The 16,337-nt window shown below is 57.4% G+C and carries 21 protein-coding genes; 7 read left to right on the forward strand and 14 right to left on the reverse strand.

What is annotated here, in order from left to right; all coding sequences use genetic code 11:
• The first annotated feature begins 11 nt into the window (after positions 1–11).
• From AB8B29_RS14660 to AB8B29_RS14670, 3 genes are all read left to right on the forward strand, one after another.
• Positions 12–497: a helix-turn-helix domain-containing protein gene (locus tag AB8B29_RS14660; RefSeq protein WP_439006588.1), complete on the forward strand. Its 486-nt coding sequence runs from the start codon at positions 12–14 to the stop codon at positions 495–497.
• Positions 498–632: 135 nt separating this feature from the next.
• Positions 633–956, forward strand: coding sequence for a type II toxin-antitoxin system RelE/ParE family toxin (locus AB8B29_RS14665; protein ID WP_439006589.1), 324 nt, complete (start codon positions 633–635; stop codon positions 954–956).
• Positions 953–1,231, forward strand: a complete 279-nt coding sequence (locus AB8B29_RS14670) for a helix-turn-helix domain-containing protein (RefSeq protein WP_439006590.1) — start codon at positions 953–955, stop codon at positions 1,229–1,231. Before AB8B29_RS14665 ends, AB8B29_RS14670 begins: the two co-directional genes overlap by 4 nt.
• Before the next feature lie 173 nt (positions 1,232–1,404).
• On the opposite strand, the gene AB8B29_RS14675 is transcribed toward AB8B29_RS14670, so the two are convergent.
• The 3 genes from AB8B29_RS14675 to AB8B29_RS14685 all read right to left on the reverse strand — a co-directional run bounded on the left by AB8B29_RS14675 (position 1,405) and on the right by AB8B29_RS14685 (position 4,370).
• Entirely contained in the window at positions 1,405–2,781 is a 1,377-nt protein-coding gene (locus tag AB8B29_RS14675) for a DUF6602 domain-containing protein (protein ID WP_439006591.1), read from the reverse strand.
• A 200-nt stretch (positions 2,782–2,981) separates the two neighbouring features.
• On the reverse strand, positions 2,982–4,100 hold the full coding sequence (locus AB8B29_RS14680; protein ID WP_439006592.1) for an AlbA family DNA-binding domain-containing protein: 1,119 nt from the start codon (positions 4,098–4,100) through the stop codon (positions 2,982–2,984).
• Between the two features lie 54 nt (positions 4,101–4,154).
• A complete protein-coding gene (locus AB8B29_RS14685) occupies positions 4,155–4,370 on the reverse strand; it encodes a DUF2188 domain-containing protein (RefSeq protein WP_439006593.1) in 216 nt (71 codons plus the stop codon).
• 386 nt (positions 4,371–4,756) lie between these two features.
• Here AB8B29_RS14685 and AB8B29_RS14690 point away from each other — a divergent pair, with 386 nt between their 5' ends.
• The gene (locus AB8B29_RS14690; RefSeq protein WP_439006594.1) at positions 4,757–5,281 is read left to right on the forward strand and encodes a 2TM domain-containing protein; all 525 of its coding nucleotides are present in this window, start codon (positions 4,757–4,759) and stop codon (positions 5,279–5,281) included.
• Positions 5,282–5,517: 236 nt separating this feature from the next.
• Here the strand turns inward: AB8B29_RS14690 and AB8B29_RS14695 are convergent, their stop codons facing one another.
• The 8 genes from AB8B29_RS14695 to AB8B29_RS14730 all read right to left on the reverse strand — a co-directional run bounded on the left by AB8B29_RS14695 (position 5,518) and on the right by AB8B29_RS14730 (position 10,718).
• The gene (locus tag AB8B29_RS14695) at positions 5,518–6,558 is read right to left on the reverse strand and encodes a major capsid protein (RefSeq protein ID WP_439006595.1); all 1,041 of its coding nucleotides are present in this window, start codon (positions 6,556–6,558) and stop codon (positions 5,518–5,520) included.
• A 4-nt stretch (positions 6,559–6,562) separates the two neighbouring features.
• On the reverse strand, positions 6,563–6,937 hold the full coding sequence (locus AB8B29_RS14700) for a head decoration protein (RefSeq protein ID WP_439006184.1): 375 nt from the start codon (positions 6,935–6,937) through the stop codon (positions 6,563–6,565).
• Positions 6,938–6,946: 9 nt separating this feature from the next.
• Positions 6,947–7,951: a head maturation protease, ClpP-related gene (locus AB8B29_RS14705; RefSeq protein ID WP_439006182.1), complete on the reverse strand. Its 1,005-nt coding sequence runs from the start codon at positions 7,949–7,951 to the stop codon at positions 6,947–6,949.
• Positions 7,948–8,472, reverse strand: a complete 525-nt coding sequence (locus tag AB8B29_RS14710; protein ID WP_439006181.1) for a hypothetical protein — start codon at positions 8,470–8,472, stop codon at positions 7,948–7,950. The genes AB8B29_RS14705 and AB8B29_RS14710 overlap by 4 nt, the downstream gene beginning before the upstream one ends.
• On the reverse strand, positions 8,469–8,816 hold the full coding sequence (locus AB8B29_RS14715; RefSeq protein ID WP_439006180.1) for a hypothetical protein: 348 nt from the start codon (positions 8,814–8,816) through the stop codon (positions 8,469–8,471). Before AB8B29_RS14715 ends, AB8B29_RS14710 begins: the two co-directional genes overlap by 4 nt.
• Positions 8,817–8,866: 50 nt before the next feature.
• Positions 8,867–9,355 carry a hypothetical protein gene (locus AB8B29_RS14720; protein ID WP_439006596.1) on the reverse strand — a complete coding sequence of 163 codons (489 nt, stop codon included), beginning with the start codon at positions 9,353–9,355 and terminating at the stop codon, positions 8,867–8,869.
• Positions 9,356–9,547: 192 nt separating this feature from the next.
• Positions 9,548–10,381: a hypothetical protein gene (locus AB8B29_RS14725; RefSeq protein ID WP_439006597.1), complete on the reverse strand. Its 834-nt coding sequence runs from the start codon at positions 10,379–10,381 to the stop codon at positions 9,548–9,550.
• Entirely contained in the window at positions 10,365–10,718 is a 354-nt protein-coding gene (locus AB8B29_RS14730; protein WP_439006598.1) for a hypothetical protein, read from the reverse strand. The genes AB8B29_RS14725 and AB8B29_RS14730 overlap by 17 nt, the downstream gene beginning before the upstream one ends.
• 397 nt (positions 10,719–11,115) lie before the next feature.
• Here AB8B29_RS14730 and AB8B29_RS14735 point away from each other — a divergent pair, with 397 nt between their 5' ends.
• Both AB8B29_RS14735 and AB8B29_RS14740 read left to right on the forward strand, forming a co-directional pair.
• Positions 11,116–11,628 (forward strand): flagellar protein FlaR, encoded by a 513-nt coding sequence (locus AB8B29_RS14735; RefSeq protein ID WP_047637843.1) that lies wholly within the window; start codon positions 11,116–11,118, stop codon positions 11,626–11,628.
• A gap of 111 nt (positions 11,629–11,739) precedes the next feature.
• Positions 11,740–12,339, forward strand: a complete 600-nt coding sequence (locus AB8B29_RS14740; protein WP_113118696.1) for a GNAT family N-acetyltransferase — start codon at positions 11,740–11,742, stop codon at positions 12,337–12,339.
• Positions 12,340–12,394: 55 nt separating this feature from the next.
• Here the strand turns inward: AB8B29_RS14740 and AB8B29_RS14745 are convergent, their stop codons facing one another.
• Positions 12,395–12,661 carry a BON domain-containing protein gene (locus tag AB8B29_RS14745; RefSeq protein WP_047637841.1) on the reverse strand — a complete coding sequence of 89 codons (267 nt, stop codon included), beginning with the start codon at positions 12,659–12,661 and terminating at the stop codon, positions 12,395–12,397.
• Positions 12,662–12,861: 200 nt separating this feature from the next.
• Here AB8B29_RS14745 and dxr point away from each other — a divergent pair, with 200 nt between their 5' ends.
• Positions 12,862–14,055, forward strand: a complete 1,194-nt coding sequence (gene dxr, locus AB8B29_RS14750) for a 1-deoxy-D-xylulose-5-phosphate reductoisomerase (protein ID WP_113118697.1) — start codon at positions 12,862–12,864, stop codon at positions 14,053–14,055.
• 37 nt (positions 14,056–14,092) lie between these two features.
• Here dxr and hemA read toward each other — a convergent pair whose 3' ends face one another.
• Together hemA and AB8B29_RS14760 are read right to left on the reverse strand one after the other, a co-directional pair.
• Complete coding sequence (gene hemA, locus AB8B29_RS14755; RefSeq protein ID WP_113118722.1) at positions 14,093–15,304, reverse strand: 5-aminolevulinate synthase; 1,212 nt, start codon at positions 15,302–15,304, stop codon at positions 14,093–14,095.
• 220 nt (positions 15,305–15,524) lie between these two features.
• Positions 15,525–16,319 carry an FAD binding domain-containing protein gene (locus AB8B29_RS14760; RefSeq protein ID WP_439006599.1) on the reverse strand — a complete coding sequence of 265 codons (795 nt, stop codon included), beginning with the start codon at positions 16,317–16,319 and terminating at the stop codon, positions 15,525–15,527.
• Between the last annotated feature and the right edge of the window lie 18 nt (positions 16,320–16,337).

Below are 16,337 nucleotides of genomic sequence, written 5' to 3' on the forward strand. Positions count from 1 at the left end.
TGTCAAGCGTGATGGAAGAACCTATTCGGGTTTACATAGAGCGTCTAAAAGCTGCGCTGGGCGTCACTACGGATGAAGAGGCCGCCTCTAAGCTTGGCATCTCGAAACAAGCAATCGCGAATTGGCGTAGGCGGGGTAATGTGCCGCTGGAAGTCGAAATTCGTTTGGTAAATTCGTTTGGACCTGATTTTGCTCGAAGTGAAATAGCCAAGGACGTTTCAGTACTTAGAGAAAATGAAGTGGTCTACGCCGCGACCCTTCACGTGTATTTTAAGATCGCTGAACGACCTAGGGGAAAGCCAACCTTCGAAGAGCTAAGATCTTTGGGATATGTCTTTAAGGAGATTGAGGAAAGTATCAGAAGGAAAGTTCGAGAAATTAGTTTTGAGAATGAAAATAGTTCAACTCTTCTTGAGATTATGATCGCATTGATTGACGCGGGGAAGATTCCGGCGGTAAGCGATTTACTAACCCATTTTGGAGCCGAACGCCCGTAGGCCCCTCCATACGAAGGCAGCCAGATACACTCCGCAGCCTGACCATTTCCCCAAACCCACCATCCAATCGGCCAAAATCTAGGTTTGCCAACTTGGCGACTTGAATAATTATAGCGTATGCGCTATATAGCATACATGAGATGGACAGTCGAAACGCACGACGCTGCTGATGCAGAAATTGAGACTCTGCCTCCCGGCCTTCAGGCGCGGTTGATCCGTCTCATGGAAGCGGTCGAGAATGTCGGCCTTGAACAATTGCGCGAACCGCATGTGAAGCATCTCGAAGGCAAGCTTTGGGAATTGCGCGCCAAAGCCGCCGAAGGCATCGCCCGTGGCATCTACGTAACCGTCACGGGTCGTCGTGTGATCGTACTGCATGTTTTCGTCAAGAAATCACAGAAGACGCCACCGGGAGCGCTGGCGATTGCCAGAGAGCGAATGAGCGAGGTGAAGCCATGACCAAGATTGCCGAACTGAAAAAGAAGCTGATGAACAATCCCGAATTCCGGCAGGAATACGAAAAGGCGGATGCAGAGTTTCAGCTTGTCGAAGCATTGATCGGCGCCCGGACGAAGGCGAACCTTTCGCAGGCGGAGCTTGCCCGCCGCATCGGCACAACGCAATCGGCCATCGCACGGCTGGAAGGTGGCGGCGTCTCGCCTTCGCTGAATACCTTGCGGCGCTATGCCGAGGCCACCGGCTCGAAGCTGGAAATCAATCTGGTTCAGCCGTGATCCGAAAATTTACACAGACGTCCCGTCGAAAACATCCGGTCAGCTATTAGGGCCAGTGGCTAAATGGGACTTTGCTGCTGTTCCGGCAAAGGGCAGCAACTGCTACGCCTATCAAATATCGCCATTCGTGAGCGAATTTGTGCGTGAGCGGCCAAGACTGATTGGTGGATGCTTTACAGCTGTGATTTAGTCGAAGCCCTTTTCCGTGACTCTCTCGGCTTCTTCGACTGCGCACTGCGTTTGAACTTTTTCATGATATCCGACAAGCATCGCGGACAAATCGACACGATTAGCTCAGATACTATATAATGATGCGGTATCCAGATATTCATGCCTTCGCTAATAATCCATTCATAAGAAAGCGATCTAATTTCCTGGCCGTTTAGCGTATCCTCGCGGGTCAAAATTTCAGGGAGCGGGAGATCGTCAGGATTGTAAATGCGAACATCTCCCGGCTGACGCGCATAAGCCGCTTCATCTTCTGGCTGACCATACGCAATGTTATACGCCCTGATCCAATTAATTGGAGTCGCTGAGTGGCACCAATTAATCACCTTCTCTAGCTTTTCAGGCTCGATTTTTCGCGCATAATCACCATGTTTTTCGCATTGCGCTGTTTCGACAAATTGCTCCAAATGATAACGATAAGAATATTTTCCGGCGACAAGCGGTAGTCTATAGTATTTCTCCCAATCCGCAGGATATATCTCCGTGCGTCTCAACAGATTTAGCAGTGTTCCATAAAAGCTATACAATACATCGCCCTGACGATCGGGCATTCCATACATTTTTATGTCTTGGATCGCCTCCAAATGACTATTGAATGCGCTCCCCATCTCACTCGAACCATGCAGGAAATATCCGCGACTTAGAACGAAGACGGCATTTGCCCACTCGATATTGGGATGGCTTTTTGAGAAGCTTTCAATTTCATGAAGTATCTCATTCCATTTTAGATCACTGTCGTAGGCGAACAAAATGCCGAAACCGCGACTCTCTTTTGGCGGCCCAAAGACGATCCGGCCGTGACCCTCTATTTTGCGGTCCAGCCGTTTGAACGACGCCAGATTGGCAAGGCCGTCCCTAATTTCCTCACGTGTTAAGCGAGATTTGACCTGGATGACCCCGTAAACACTCTCAACTGGGAGGACCTCAAATACATTCTCCCTGTTCATAAGAGATATAGAATCTTCAGCATCATACAAAGCTATATCAATCTCTTTACTGAGGTGCCCCGTGGGCGATGCTACCCGAATACTACGATCAGAAACCGCATATCGTCTGGGCAAAAAGCCGCTTGTGGTGAGAAATTTTCTTAAAATCTGTTCGCGGACATTCCCGATGTCGCGAGGATGCTTGGCATCGCTGGCTCTAGAGAAATCCACAATCATCTGAGCCTGATGATATCGGAACTCCCGTTCTAATCCGTGAAATGCGCGGTCTTTTGACCGTAGAGCAATTGCGCGCTCCACCTGTTCTTCCAAATTTTTCCGAAGCCTCACTTCCTTGGCTTCGAAATCGTCCCCGTCTTTCGCAGTCCGCCTAGCCATGCTCAGATCCTCTTGCAGCTCTGCCTTATAGCTGAAGTACCCACTTAGTCACAGGCAAGGTCCGCTTTCAGATGTAAACCCAGAAGCTTTGACGACCGATTTTTGGGCACAAAGCGGCCATCAATCTGGGTACGTGCCGGGATCGCCTTTGGACGCCCACAGCCGCAAGGCCAATCCTAGTCCCGCATAACTGACCGGCTTTACGGCCGTCGCTGTCCGAAAAGAAGCCAAAAGGCTTTGAGGAGTGGCTGAAGGGTGGCTTTGTCGACCTGATCGACTACCAGCGCACCCATTGAAGCCCTATCGCGCCAGGCAGGCTTGGAACTGGAGTCGTTACTGATCATGAGTTGGTAGCCAAGCACGCCGATGACGGTAACTAGGACAACCCACGGACCTTGGAGGCCGTGTTGCCGAAGACGTGCAACTGCGGAACCGGCTGCATCGAGGAGGCCCTCCTCGAAGCGCTTGGGCCATACCAACTGGTGTTCGTGACCACGTATCTCAAGTGCTCCCCCTATCGTCCAAGCGACATCGACGCGCCCGTCTCGGTGGGTAAGTGCGTAGGAACAAACCCGGCCTTCCTCGTTAACAGCTGTATGCATCAACACGCCTTCCAGCGTGTCAAGCCAATCGACTCCACGGCTTACGTCGACAGGCATCTGAACGTTCTCACGCGTTATGGCGAGATCTCTTGCCTCTCGGAATAAAGCTAGTGGAATAATCGATACTACCGCCGCTGGTTCTGCGTTTAGAGCGAAGGGCATATCTCGGCCGCCTGCGGCTTCAACCGCGTCGGCGTGAAGTTGGCGAATTTTCTCGGGCAACTGCTCCGACTGCGTAAAGGCGACGCGTAGTTCTTGAGCGTCCATCTCGTACTTCCCCCGGCTGTTGCGGCCGAAGAAGAGGCCGCTCTTCTTGTAACGGACCCTGTGGGGTGCTGCCAAGCTGGCTGGCACGCGGATGATAATTGCGCCGATGGGCTCATCGAGCGGAATCCACTCCATTTTCACGCCAATCAGCTTGGGATCGATTGAATCCCGGAGCGTGTTTTCGAGCCGCTGCAAGGTCTCGTCTTGGCTTGCCACAGTTAGTCCGACAAGGGCGGTGGCGACGCCGCCTTTCTCCTCTATACCAAAGATGAGATCGCCCCCCTGAGCGTTAGCGAGCGAGGTCACATCGGCGAGGAATTCCTTGATGGCATCCGACGTCTCACCCGGAAGATCGCGCTTGAATTCCAAATCACGACGCTCGCTCACACTGTTGGCAATCAACGCCTCAAGATCACCGCGACCGACTTCATCGAACGCTCGGCTAATCATGATGATGGATCTCCGTGACGAACCGGACTATCGCTAATACCGAGCATACGCCGTTTATTCCTTGCGGAATTTGTCCGGACCGGGGGGATTGCCGCGAACCCTCTGGATATGAACTGCGGCATCGCGGTCAATTTCCTTCGCCCGATCGATTCCTTGACGCTGGGTATCCGTAACGGCGCTCGGTCTCTCCGCGTTTGGCCGAAGGACGTTGTAGCGACCATCCTGCCGGCGCGTTACGAAAAATTCATTCGGCTTATCTTTGTCGGCCATAGGAACTCCGTGATTTTTGGAAGATTTTTATTTGGGAATGCAGTCCTTGCCTTTCAAGAGGCGCTCCCACTTGGCAATGTTGTTAGACGACGGAGTACTATCAATGCAGGCGGCGGGGTTAAGCCGCTTCGTTGTTTTTAAAGTTTCATTGCCAGTTCTTAATTCGGGAAGTACGGCCGCCATGCTTGGCTAAATTTACTCTGCCGATATAATTTTGGACTAATGAACGGCAGCTTCCAGCGGTCAGTCTTCGCGGAGCCGCCCAGACGGCCGGCCGCCCTCGGCCCTATGCGGTCAACCTGTGACCGCAATTCCGCGATCTTGCCAAAACACCTATCAGTCTATTGTCTGTTACTCTTGTGTCCGGTCATTGGCGGGAAACTGTCGTGGTCGAAACTCCATTTCTGATCCATGGTCTTCGCATGAACGAAAATCCCCACATCCTAATTCAGAAGCTCCGGCTTCAGCATGGATGGTCGCAGGAGCAGTTAGCAACCCTAAGCGGCCTGAGTGTTCGCACCATTCAAAGGCTGGAACGCGGTACTGCGGCCAGCCCCGAGACGCTGAAAGCGGTTGCGGCGGTCTTCGAGATCGATTTCAACCAACTAAGGGAACCGACCATGGAACCGATTAATAAACTTGCCGTGTCCAACGAGGAGGAGCTTGCTTTCCGCAAAGTGCGGAAGATCAGAGGCTTCTACGTGCATGTCGTGCAATACCTACTCGTCGTGAGTATCTTGTCAGCCTACAACTTGATTTATATGCCGCGCTATTTCTGGGCTGGGTGGACCATATTCGGATGGGGCACAGGCATTCTCATTCATGGCCTAAAGGTCTTCGACAGAATCCCCTTTTTGAACGGCGATTGGGAGAAAAAGCAGGTCGAAAGATATCTTGGGAGAAAACTGTGACATGGTGTTGAAGTCCGCGTCGAGGCGCAAAGCCGTCCTAAAAAATCCGGGCCTCTATCTCCCCTTTCGGCTGAGAGCAGCCTAGTCTAAAAGCAAACTTGTAATCTCGCTGCGGGATTTTCGGTGCCATTCCATCCAATATGGAGATTGCTCCTTCGATTTGGTCAGGATGCTAGCCTTTCGGACGCGGAGGAAGGGTAAGCCGCCAATCTGGCGACTTACGGTGGCGGGCGGTCTCACCTCATCTTCAGGCGAATAAGAAGCTGCGGACGAATGCAGATCGGCAGCACGTTCGACTCGGTGTGAATTTCGCGACCCTTGTCGTGGGGAAGATCGTCCGTGGAAACGAAGACCTTCGTATCCGGGTCGGGACGGCGGTTCGCGCCGCTGATCGTGTCCGGGGGCGCGATATAGCGCTTGAAGAACGGCGTTCCGAGCGGAACGACAATCGCTTCATCGTCAGCGACGGCCTTGCGGGAAACCAGCGTGCCGTTCGACTGGCGCACCTTGTATTCTTCATCGATGCGCTCAAGCGTGAGGCCGGCATAGGTGAAGGTATCTTGGATGTCATCGCGGCCCGGATTGGCGGTATCGCCCTTGTAGCCACGAAGCTCTTCGAGCACGTTCGGATGGCCCACATACTTGTCGAAGAATTCGCCACCAGCAAGGACGCGAAGGCCGGTTGCCGGCGTGCCGCGCAATTCACGACGGATATAGGCCTTCACCTGCCGATTGAGCGGTGAGATTTCCGTGGTGGCGGTCTCCAGATCGAATTCGACGCTGTGCTCGATCAGATCGAACTTTTCGTAGACGTTGAGCAACTGCTTGCCTTCGCCGTCCAGCACGATCCCGTTCAGCGCGCCCCAATCGAGGTAGCTATGCGTCAGGTCGTGTTTGCCGCGCATGTTGATGAGGCGGTCGTTGTAGACATCCTCAAGGCTCGCCATGATCACGTCACCGTCGCCCCAGGTGGTGAGGTTCTGGATATCTGCCGGCGTGATCGCATCATCGAGCGGGAAGTGCGGAATATCGAAGGACACGCCGCTCTTGTCGCCGCGCATGTTGAGGTTCGTTTCGCCGCCGCGCTCGCGGGCCGGGATGACGGTCAATTCCTGCTCGGAAACGCCGAGACGAACATAGGTCGTGTGGATCGGCGTATCGGAGAAGATACCGAGCTGCGCCGGACGTCCGGTCACATAGGGCGGAATGTTGATGCTCTCGGTCAGCCGGTCGTCGGCAAATTCGGGAGCGTTCAGATAGTCGAGTGGAGTAGGCAACGGTTTACACTCCCATGCGTGCGATGATGCCGAGGGCGGCAAGTTGATCGAGGGCGGTTAGCTTCTGCGCGGTGGTGATCGCGCCGGGCCAGACGAGGTTTTGCAGAACGACTTGCGCGCGGCGCTTGAGGTTGACCACCTCCTGATCGCCAGCGGTCGCGTTCGTATTTTGGAGGATGATGGCGGCGGCAATCTGCGTGCCGTCCGTCGCATCGGGAGCGAGCGGCTTGAACTTGCCGCCGTTCGTGAGCTTTCCGAGGACGGTTCCGGCCAAAACCTTGCCGGAACCGGAAGCGAGGGTGTCTGTGTCGCGGGAGAAGCGATTTTTACCCTCGTCTTTGACGATATCGCTTTCCGTCTTGTAGTTGAACGTCTGCATGGCGGTTCCTTATTCGATCCCGTAACGGCGCTTCATGTTGGCGGAGAGATTGGCGCGCTTGCCCGCGCCAGCACGTTCGCTTGCCGAAGGGGCCATGCCGCCACGGTTCAAGCCCTGAGCATTCGCCGTCCAGAGGCGCGGCGGCTGGTATTCCTGTTCGCTCTGGGTAGCCGCGCCATCGGTGCCGCGCGGCGCGGCGTTCATGAGCGCGATAGCTTCCTCAACGGACATGCTGGTTTCGAAGGCCAGGTACTCGGCAAGAGCCTCGCGGCCTTCGGCCTCATCGGATTTCATGATGGCCTTCATGCGGGTCTTGACCGCGTTGGCTGCATCATCCTGCGGCATAGTTTTCTCCTTGGATTTCGGCGTTTTCAGCGCCTTGGACGGGTTGCTGGAACCCCAGTTTTGAGAGGCCGCAAGCGCCACCAGCTTTTCAGGCGCGTTGCGGAATTGGCGGTAATCGAAGGCGGCGACAATCGAACCGGACTTGGCGCTGCTGGCATCCGCGAAACCGGCGCTTGCCGCCTCTTCCGGGGAAAACCACGTTTCGGCCTTCATGATTTCGCGGCAGGCAGCGACGCTCTTGCCCGACTTCGCCGCATAGACACGGGCGTAGGCGGTCGCGAGCGCTTCAAGGGCTTCAATTGTCTTGGAATGGTCGTCGCTGTTGCCGACCGTGACGGCTGCGGGATCGTGGATCATCATCACGGAACCCGCTGCCATGGTGACTTTCTTGCCGGCCATGGCGATCAACGAGGCGGCGGAAGCGGCAATGCCCTCAACGACCACATCGAGCCGACCGGGATAGGATTTCAGGAGCGCGTAAATCGCAGCGCCTTCGGTGGCGATGCCGCCCGGAGAGTTGACGTAGACGGTGATCGCGGCTTTGTCATCGAAGCCGGCCAGCGCGTAAAACACGTCCGTCGAGCTAAAACCGTCTTCACCCGACTGAAACTCGCTGGATTGCACGGAACCGGTCAGGCGAATGGTATTCTTATCAACGATAGCGCTCATTTCAAAAACTCCCCGGAGGAAAGGACGGCGCGCGGATCGGCGTCGATACGGCGAAGCACGTCGATCCCGCATTGTTCGGCATGGCGAATGATCGCCTCTTCGGCGCACTCAAGCTCAAGCAGCTCGCGTTCGGCCTTCTCCAATTCGCGGGCGCGGTCGGCGGTGGAGATGCCCTTGGCCGAGCTGTAGCTTTCGGAGATCGCGCCGCCGATCAGGTCGCGGAGCGGCCCAAAGATCGCAGCGGCGATGATTTCCAAGGGAACGCTGCTTGCCGGCTGGCGATAGCCGGGGGCAGTGAAGCGAGCAGCAAGGTTTTCGACGGCGCTGCCAGCGGTCGCCGCCTCAATCCAGTCATTCAAACGCTGCAAGGCTTCGTCGGACGAAACCGGAGCCTGCTGGATTTTGGTGATGGAATAGCGCTTGAGGACGATGCGCTTGCGGATATCCTCAAGCGTCGTCATCAGGGTTTGGCCGCCCGCAACCGACTTTTCCACGATGCGGCGGAGATCGATATCGCTCATTGCGCACCTCCGTTCTGCACGCGCTGCGCGGCCCATGCTTCGCAGGTCTTGCGTAGGCGATGCGCGGCGGTGGCGCGCTCCTGAAGCAGTTCGATCGAGGCTTCCTGTTCCTCGATATGCTGGTCGATTTCGGCCTGTTTGGTGCGAAGCTGGTCGATGCGGCGGCGGATGCTGCCGCGCTCGCTGGCCAAGCCGTCGCGGCGCTGCTCGGCGAGAAGCTGGCGACGAACCTCTTTCGAGGCGGACAATTCCACGTCCAGCGTGGCGCGGGCCTGTTCCAGCGCGGCGTTTTCGCGGGCGCTGATCGTGCCGAGCACAGTCAGGCGGCTAAGGTCGATGGTCATTCGGTATATCCCCGTTGATGATTTGGAAAATCCCGCCCGCGACCTGAAATTCAAACAGCCTCTTGAATTTCACGTTCGAGGATCTGGCGAAGGCGGGCTTCTTGCGGCATGCGCATCCCGGCGTTGAGGACGCGCCAAAAGGTGGTCGCCGGCTCTGAGGAAGGCGCGGAGGTGGCGCTTTTCTCGCGTTTCCAGCGCCCGGCCTCGTAGCGTTCGAAGGCTTGCCGCATGCGGCGGCTGGCAACGCTCGGAGCCAAGGCACTCCACTCCGGGTGAATGTTGCGCAGGTGCCGCAACATGTCGTCGCGCTGGGCGTTCTTCACGGCATTGGCGGCACTGATACCGCCGTGCCGGCGCGTTCCGAACGCCTGATCAAGCGAGATTTCGCCAGCCGTTTCGAGGAAGGGTGAAAGCCCTTGCAGCATGAAGAGCGAGAGGTGGTAAGGAAGCGGGCGACCTGCCGCCACATACTGCGCGACCTGTCCCAACCAACGCAGCGTCACGGTCGGGTCGTTGGCTAATTTGTTCACGGTCGCCACCCGTGCAAACCCGTGCATAAATCACGTGTGCACACGTGTATCCGTGTACCGGTTGCGAAGGGTGCAACTGGCGAAATCCCGCAGTCCCCCAGGCCCGTCCAGCAGGCTCTCCGCTCACACGGTCCCTGAATGGGGGGCTGACGCCGATCCTCACTGCCGTAGGCCTGCCGCCGCGTGCTTCTCCCGACCACGCTAAGCATCCCGCGTCACCACCCCATCGTGCAGCATCTGTTCGACCAAGTAGCGCTCGCCATCGCCACGCCGCCGCATCTCCGCAGCCGTGGCGGCATCGCTGTGCGTCTCCGTCACCCAGTCAACAAATCGGCTGTACGCGCCGGAACCACGTCTAAGCATGGCAGAATTCCAGCGCCGTCCGGCGGCTGCCTTCGCTATCCGCATGTTCTTGCCATCCACAACCTTTGGTGATTGCGCGACAGGCTCGCCCCTCGGTTCCTTCCCAAGCCCTTTCGTGCTCTCAACTGGCTCGGAAGTTGGCGATGTTTCACCCCCGTCGGCGTGTGGGAAACCCATGTCTCCACAAGCACCGTCCGTATTTAGGTTTATTCCAATAGGTTTATTCCAATAGGTTAGGGGATCATTTTTGATACCTTGAAGGTATCGTTTTTGATCTGTTGAAGGTGTCATTTCTGATACCTTCGCCTCGTCGTTTTCGGGGGGCGAACCGGTCACCATTCGCTTGTCCCAATCGACAATCATGGACCGCATCCGCCCCCAATTTGGACGGTAGCTAGCGCGGTTCGAAAAGCCGCCATGGCTGCTTTTCTGGAACAGCTTGTGCACGTCGCACAACTCTTTGGTTGCGCGCTTTATGGTTATCTCGCTGAGGCCAAGGATGGTTGCAAGCCGTACCACGGAAGGGTCGCACTGACCGGTTTTGCGATTGAAATGCTCAAGCAAAGCGAAGCCGACATTCAGCGCTCCGCCTGAAATGCCGGTGCAAAGTCCAAGGGCGCGGCGAGCCACGGCGATGTCGAGAGCGGAAGGGAGATCAGCTTTCTTCGTCATCACCCAACCGCTCGCGATTGGCACGGAAGTCATCACCCTGCGCGATCAACGCGGCGATATCCGGCTCATAGATGACCTTGATTAGCCCTCTGGCCTCCAAGCGGCGCAGGGAAGCGTAAACACGCTCCTCGGTAATGCCGAAGCCTTCAGCGAGCTTGCAAGCGCTGCCAGAGGCAGAGCCGCGCCGCTCAGAGAGGATCAGGAGCGCCGTCGCAACGTTCTTATCGAGGACACTCAGATTCCTCGAAACACCGATACCGAGATACGCCGTTTCCAGATCGTCAGCGGCAAATGGATGATTGTCTTGTGGATGATTGTCTTGCTGTGCGCCCGTCATTTTACGTGCCCGTAATCGAGGGCATGAGCAAGCTTCGAGGCTTCCACAGCCTCATTAATCGTCAGAGCAAATCGGCGGCGGAGCGCAACAATGGCGTTGACTGAGACGGAGTTTCGATTGAGGTGAAGCCAGCAAGCAGCCTCTCGAATACGAGGGCTTGGGCCAGGGGAATTTTCGTTTTGGTGGTTTGCAACCCCCCTGCTAACGTATTGATTTGATTGAAGCGAATTTTCATCTATTTTGCAGAAATTGTCAGCCGAAACATGGATACGGGACTGCTTCCTAATCTGGGGGTCACGCGTTCGAATCGCGTCGAGATCACCATTTCACTTATCTTCTCTCTGACGCGACCTCAGCAGCCTTTGCGTCAATACCGCAGTCAGGTTATCTTTCATCCATGACGCGAGTGATGGTGATCGGCAATGCAGGCGGCGGAAAGTCGACGATGTGCGAGGCGTTGAGCTCAGCACATGCTTTGCCTCACCTCGCAATCGACAAGATTCAGTGGAAGCCGAACTGGGTCGAGGCATCGCAGTCCGAATTTGCAGCGTCCCATGACGCCTGGCTTTCGCAAGACCGATGGCTGATCGACGGCTACGGATCGTGGGAGTCCGTTCAACGTCGCATGAATATGGCCGATACGATTGTCTTCGTCGATCACCCGATATGGGTTCACTACTGGTGGGCCGCCAAGCGCCAGGTGAAGTCGCTCTTCCTTGGCCGCGCGGACGGACCTGACGGATGCCCCATGTTTCCGGTTACCATTCGTCTCTTCAAAATGATGTGGTGGCTGCATCGGGAAATGCGCCCAAAACTGCTTGCTGCGATCGAAATTCACCGCGGACGGGCGCGGATCATCCATATTCGCTCACCAAAAGAGCTTGCCGAGTTTGCCGCCAATCCAAGATAGGCAACCAGATAGCTGTCTCCACATGTCGCTCTTGCAACTTCGCCCCTGAATTCTGATTGTTATCTGTCGTCTGGATATGGCTGGCATCGAAGTGTCGGAAGGGGAGTAGGAATGGCAGAACACCAGGCCCCAACTGCTCCGACCAACACCGTGGTCCTGATTGAGCCGAGCTTGCTCAACCTGCAAGGCTTTGAAGAGGCACTTGCGCGGGGATGGTCACCTGATCCCAGACGCCAGCAAGACAAAGTCTACGCTGAAGCCGAACTCGAGATGCTCAGGCATGACAGGGCAGGTTTCCTGAGCCGCCTTATATCCAGTGAGGTCATCGCCACATCGGTATCGAACCGAGCGCCTCAATATCTCGCCATTCAGCCATTCTGGATCTGGGACGGGGATTTCTGCGGTTACATCACACTTCGCCATCTGCCCGGAACAACTCGATTTCCGCTGCATGTGCCGGGTCATGTGGGTTACTCTATTGTTCCGTGGAAGCAGGGCAGAGGATATGCCACTCAAGCGCTGCTGCTCCTGTTGCCAATCGCGGCGAAAGCCGGCCTCGCGAGAATAAGCGTCATCTGCAACGAGAATAATCTCGCCTCAAGGCGGGTCATCGAGAAAGCGGGAGGCATGCTCCTGCGCACAGGCACCGATCCATCGGATTCCCCGGACATAACCAAGCTGTTCTTTGACCTACCGACTACGCATAATTAAAAGCATCAGATGCGTCGCGAACCCGCGTCGGGGGGACAACGGCACAAGCAGCACCTCACCCCACCGCGATCCTGTTCCTCACCAGCCTGACGCCGGGGATAGACTCCGCCACCGTAGTAGCCCGCTTCACCTCCTGCTGGGTGGCGACGGTGCCGTCCAGGCGGATCTCCTGGCCGGCGGCAGTCACCGTGACATCGGACGCATCGATCCCGCCGGCGACGGCGAGTGCATTGGCAACTGTGGACTCCAGTGCCGAGCGTCTGGACTGCTCACTTTCCAGATCGAGCTCCATGCCGTGAAATGTCGCCGCTTTGAAAACCATCCATTACCCTCCGCATTCGAGTGGACGGAAAACGCAGCACTTCGCATTTGGTTCAATAATTGGCTGAAAATATCATCAAATCAGTGGTTTCGCCTTAAACGCGCATTGGCGGCCGGAGGGGGTTGCATGGCATCACACTTGCCGCTTCCCGCGATCCCCTGTAGAGCCTTAGGGAATTTCGGCAATATGCGGATACCTGAATGACCACCGGCAGCAAGGCGCGGCGCCGCCTGACGATATTGGGTTCGACCGGCTCCATCGGCCAAAATACGCTTGATGTCATTGCGCAGTTGGGCGGACGCGAAGCTTTCGACATCGCCGCGATCACCGGCCACGACAATATCGACCTTCTGGCCGAGCAGGCCAAAGCCTGTGGCGCTGCTTTCGCGGTCACCGCGAATGAGGATCGCTATCAGGCGCTGAAGGACGCGCTTTTTGGCACCGGCATCGCTGTTGGTGCCGGCAGAAATGCGCTGATCGAAGCCGCCTCCATGCCATCGGACTGGGTGATGGCGGCAATCGTCGGCACCGCCGGCCTTGCGCCGACGCTGGCTGCCGCCCGGCGCGGCGCCGATATCGCTCTTGCCAATAAGGAATGTCTTGTCTCGGCCGGCGAACTTTTCGTGCGCGCCGTGGCCGAAGGCGGCGGCCGGCTGATCCCGGTCGACAGCGAGCACAGCGCCATTTTCCAGGCGCTGGAGGACGATCAGCAGCACGCGGTGGAGCGCATCATCATCACCGCGTCCGGCGGCCCCTTCCGCACCTGGTCGCGCGAACAGATGGCCAATGTTACGCCGACGATCGCCCGCGCCCATCCCAATTGGTCCATGGGCTTCAAGATCTCCATCGGCAGCGCCTCGATGTTCAACAAGGCGCTGGAGATGATCGAGGCCAAGCACCTGTTCAACGTGCGCCCCGACCAGATCGAAGTTGTCGTTCACCCGCAATCCGTCATCCATTCCATGGTCGGCTACAGCGACGGTTCGGTGCTGGCGCAGCTCGGCTGTCCCGATATGCGCACGGCGATCGGCTATGCGCTCACCTACCCCGCCCGCACCAAGCTCAGCGTCGATCGGCTCGATTTCGCCAAGTTGGCGCGGCTGGATTTTGAGGCACCGGACGAGGTTCGCTTCCCGGCATTGCGTCTTGCCCGCACCGCGCTGGAGCGCGGCGGCCTGCAGGGCGCGGTCATGAATGCAGCCGAGGAAATCGCCTTCCATGCCTTCGTGGACGGCCGCATCGGCTTCCTGGAAATGGCCGATATCGCCGAAGCCGTGATGGACGAGATGATCGCGACCGGCAGCGCCGAAACCATGGATGCCGTTTTTGCCGCCGATGAGGAAGCGCGCGGCCGGGCGGCCCTGCTTGTCGCGCAAAAAGAAAAGGCCGCGTAAGCCGCGGCCTTCCTGAGGTCAAACGTAAGCAGCCGCTTCAGGCAACTGCGCGGGCCAACGCACAGCGCGACCACAGCGCATGCAGCGCGCCGACCAGATGCTCGATATCGCCATCCGAATGCAGCGGCGTCGGCGTGATGCGCAGGCGCTCGGTCTTCTTCGGCACTGTGGGATAGTTGATCGGCTGGACATAGACGCCGCTGTCGAGCAGCAGGTCGGAAATCCACTTGCACTTGGACGCATCGCCGACCAGGACCGGCACGACATGGCTCGGGTTCGGCATGTGCGGAATGCCCGCTGCATCGAGCTGGGCGCGCAGCCTGCGCACACGATCTTGATGGCGCATGCGTTCGAACTGGCTGACCTTCAGGTGCTGGATGGAGGCGACGGCGCCAGCGGCAAGCCCCGGCGGCAGCGAGGTGGTGAAGATGAAGCCCGAGGCAAACGAGCGGATGAAATCGCACAGCGCCGTTGATGCGGCGATATAGCCGCCCATGACGCCGAATGCCTTGCCGAGCGTACCCTCGATGACGGTCAGACGATCCATCAGCCCTTCGCGCTCGGCAATGCCGCCGCCGCGCGGGCCGTACATGCCGACGGCATGCACTTCGTCGAGATAGGTCATGGCGCCATACTTGTCGGCGAGATCACAGATCTCCCTAATCGGGGCGATATCGCCATCCATGGAATAGACGGATTCGAAAGCGATCAGCTTCGGCGCCTTCGGATCGGCAGCCTTCAGCTTCGCCTCGAGATCGTGCAGGTCGTTATGCTTCCAGATGACCTTGTCGCACTTCGCATAGCGAATGCCTTCGATCATCGATGCATGGTTGAGCGCATCGGAGAAGATGACGAGGCCGGGAATGCGCGCGCCGAGCGTGCCGAGCGTCGCCCAGTTGGAAATATAGCCCGACGTGAAGATCAGCGCGGATTCCTTGCCGTGCAGATCGGCGAGTTCCTGCTCGAGCAGAACATGGTAGTGGTTGGTGCCAGAAATATTCCGGGTGCCTCCCGCACCCGCGCCACAGTGATCAATCGCCTCTTTCATCGCCTCGATCACTTTCGGATGCTGGCCCATGCCGAGATAGTCGTTGGAACACCAGACGGTCACTTCCTGCGGGCCATTGGGCGTATAGCGTGTCGCGCGCGGAAAATTGCCCCGGCGGCGTTCCAGATCGGCGAACACACGATAGCGGCCTTCATCGTGCAGGCCGTCCAGCTCACCCTTAAAAAATGCTTCGAAATCCATAATCTGCTCCAGAACCATGCAACCGTTTTTCATAAATGCCGGTCTGCACGTCAACCCCTCCGTATCGCTTTCGCGCGCCACTGCGGCAATTGGCCCATAATTTTGAACAATTCCAGACAAGAATAAATGATCATGTCAAATTGACAATCCAAACCATGACCGAAACGAAGGAGCCGGAGCGGCGGTTCAAGCCGCCGCTCCGGCATGTTTCATAGCGGACCTATGCGGCAGCCACGGCGCGCTTGGCCATGACCTTGACCAGATTGGCGCGGTATTCCGCCGTCGCATGCAGGTCGGACAGCAGAGCCGCGGGATCGACGGTCACGCTCGTGATGGCATCCGGCAACCAGTTCGCCACAAGTTCCCGTTCCATGTCGGCTTGACGGAATACACCGTCCGCGCCGGCACCCGTGACCGCGACGCGCACGCCTGCCTCGCTCCTGGCGACGAAGACACCGGTCATGGCGTAGCGCGAGGCCGGATTGGGGAATTTGGCGTAACCCGCCTTTTCCGGCGCCTCGAAGGTGACGGCGGTGATCAATTCGCCACCTTTCAACGCCGTCTCGAACAATCCTTCGAAGAAGTCTTCAGCCGCGATCTGCCGTCGGTCGGTGACGATGGTGGCGTTGAGCGCCAGCATGGCGGATGGATAATCCGCCGCCGGATCGTTGTTGGCGACGGATCCGCCGATCGTGCCCATATGGCGGACATGCGGATCACCGATCATGCCGGCGAGCTCGCAAAGTGCCGGACAGACAGAGCGGATCGCAGCCGAAGAAGCAACCTCGGCATGGGTGGTCGCCGCCCCGATGGTGACCCTGCGACCGTCGACACGAATGCCCTTCAGCGAGGGGATATGCCTGAGATCGACGAGATCGCTCGGCGAGGCCAGACGCTGCTTCATGGTGGCGATCAGCGTCATCCCACCAGAGACATATTTGCCCTCGTCGGCGTCAGACAGAAGCTTGACGGCCTCGTCGACCGAGGAGGCGCGGTGATAGTTCGTTGCGTACATGATCTTCTCCTCCTCTCT

Origin of the sequence: Rhizobium sp. 11_C7_N12_5 (genome assembly GCF_051811145.1) — a bacterium.
GTDB lineage: Bacteria > Pseudomonadota > Alphaproteobacteria > Rhizobiales > Rhizobiaceae > Rhizobium > Rhizobium lusitanum.

What these genes read in the sequence shown, in the direction of transcription:
- AB8B29_RS14660 (WP_439006588.1), top strand. Translation starts at nt 12, where the DNA reads ATGGAAGAACCTATTCGGGTTTACATAGAGCGTCTAAAAGCTGCGCTG.
- AB8B29_RS14665 (WP_439006589.1), top strand. Translation starts at nt 633, where the DNA reads ATGAGATGGACAGTCGAAACGCACGACGCTGCTGATGCAGAAATTGAG.
- AB8B29_RS14670 (WP_439006590.1), top strand. Translation starts at nt 953, where the DNA reads ATGACCAAGATTGCCGAACTGAAAAAGAAGCTGATGAACAATCCCGAA.
- AB8B29_RS14675 (WP_439006591.1), bottom strand. Translation starts at nt 2,781, where the DNA reads ATGGCTAGGCGGACTGCGAAAGACGGGGACGATTTCGAAGCCAAGGAA.
- AB8B29_RS14680 (WP_439006592.1), bottom strand. Translation starts at nt 4,100, where the DNA reads ATGATTAGCCGAGCGTTCGATGAAGTCGGTCGCGGTGATCTTGAGGCG.
- AB8B29_RS14685 (WP_439006593.1), bottom strand. Translation starts at nt 4,370, where the DNA reads ATGGCCGACAAAGATAAGCCGAATGAATTTTTCGTAACGCGCCGGCAG.
- AB8B29_RS14700 (WP_439006184.1), bottom strand. Translation starts at nt 6,937, where the DNA reads ATGCAGACGTTCAACTACAAGACGGAAAGCGATATCGTCAAAGACGAG.
- AB8B29_RS14705 (WP_439006182.1), bottom strand. Translation starts at nt 7,951, where the DNA reads ATGAGCGCTATCGTTGATAAGAATACCATTCGCCTGACCGGTTCCGTG.
- AB8B29_RS14710 (WP_439006181.1), bottom strand. Translation starts at nt 8,472, where the DNA reads ATGAGCGATATCGATCTCCGCCGCATCGTGGAAAAGTCGGTTGCGGGC.
- AB8B29_RS14715 (WP_439006180.1), bottom strand. Translation starts at nt 8,816, where the DNA reads ATGACCATCGACCTTAGCCGCCTGACTGTGCTCGGCACGATCAGCGCC.
- AB8B29_RS14725 (WP_439006597.1), bottom strand. Translation starts at nt 10,381, where the DNA reads ATGACGAAGAAAGCTGATCTCCCTTCCGCTCTCGACATCGCCGTGGCT.
- AB8B29_RS14730 (WP_439006598.1), bottom strand. Translation starts at nt 10,718, where the DNA reads ATGACGGGCGCACAGCAAGACAATCATCCACAAGACAATCATCCATTT.
- AB8B29_RS14735 (WP_047637843.1), top strand. Translation starts at nt 11,116, where the DNA reads ATGACGCGAGTGATGGTGATCGGCAATGCAGGCGGCGGAAAGTCGACG.
- AB8B29_RS14740 (WP_113118696.1), top strand. Translation starts at nt 11,740, where the DNA reads ATGGCAGAACACCAGGCCCCAACTGCTCCGACCAACACCGTGGTCCTG.
- AB8B29_RS14745 (WP_047637841.1), bottom strand. Translation starts at nt 12,661, where the DNA reads ATGGTTTTCAAAGCGGCGACATTTCACGGCATGGAGCTCGATCTGGAA.
- dxr (WP_113118697.1), top strand. Translation starts at nt 12,862, where the DNA reads ATGACCACCGGCAGCAAGGCGCGGCGCCGCCTGACGATATTGGGTTCG.
- hemA (WP_113118722.1), bottom strand. Translation starts at nt 15,304, where the DNA reads ATGGATTTCGAAGCATTTTTTAAGGGTGAGCTGGACGGCCTGCACGAT.
- AB8B29_RS14760 (WP_439006599.1), bottom strand. Translation starts at nt 16,319, where the DNA reads ATGTACGCAACGAACTATCACCGCGCCTCCTCGGTCGACGAGGCCGTC.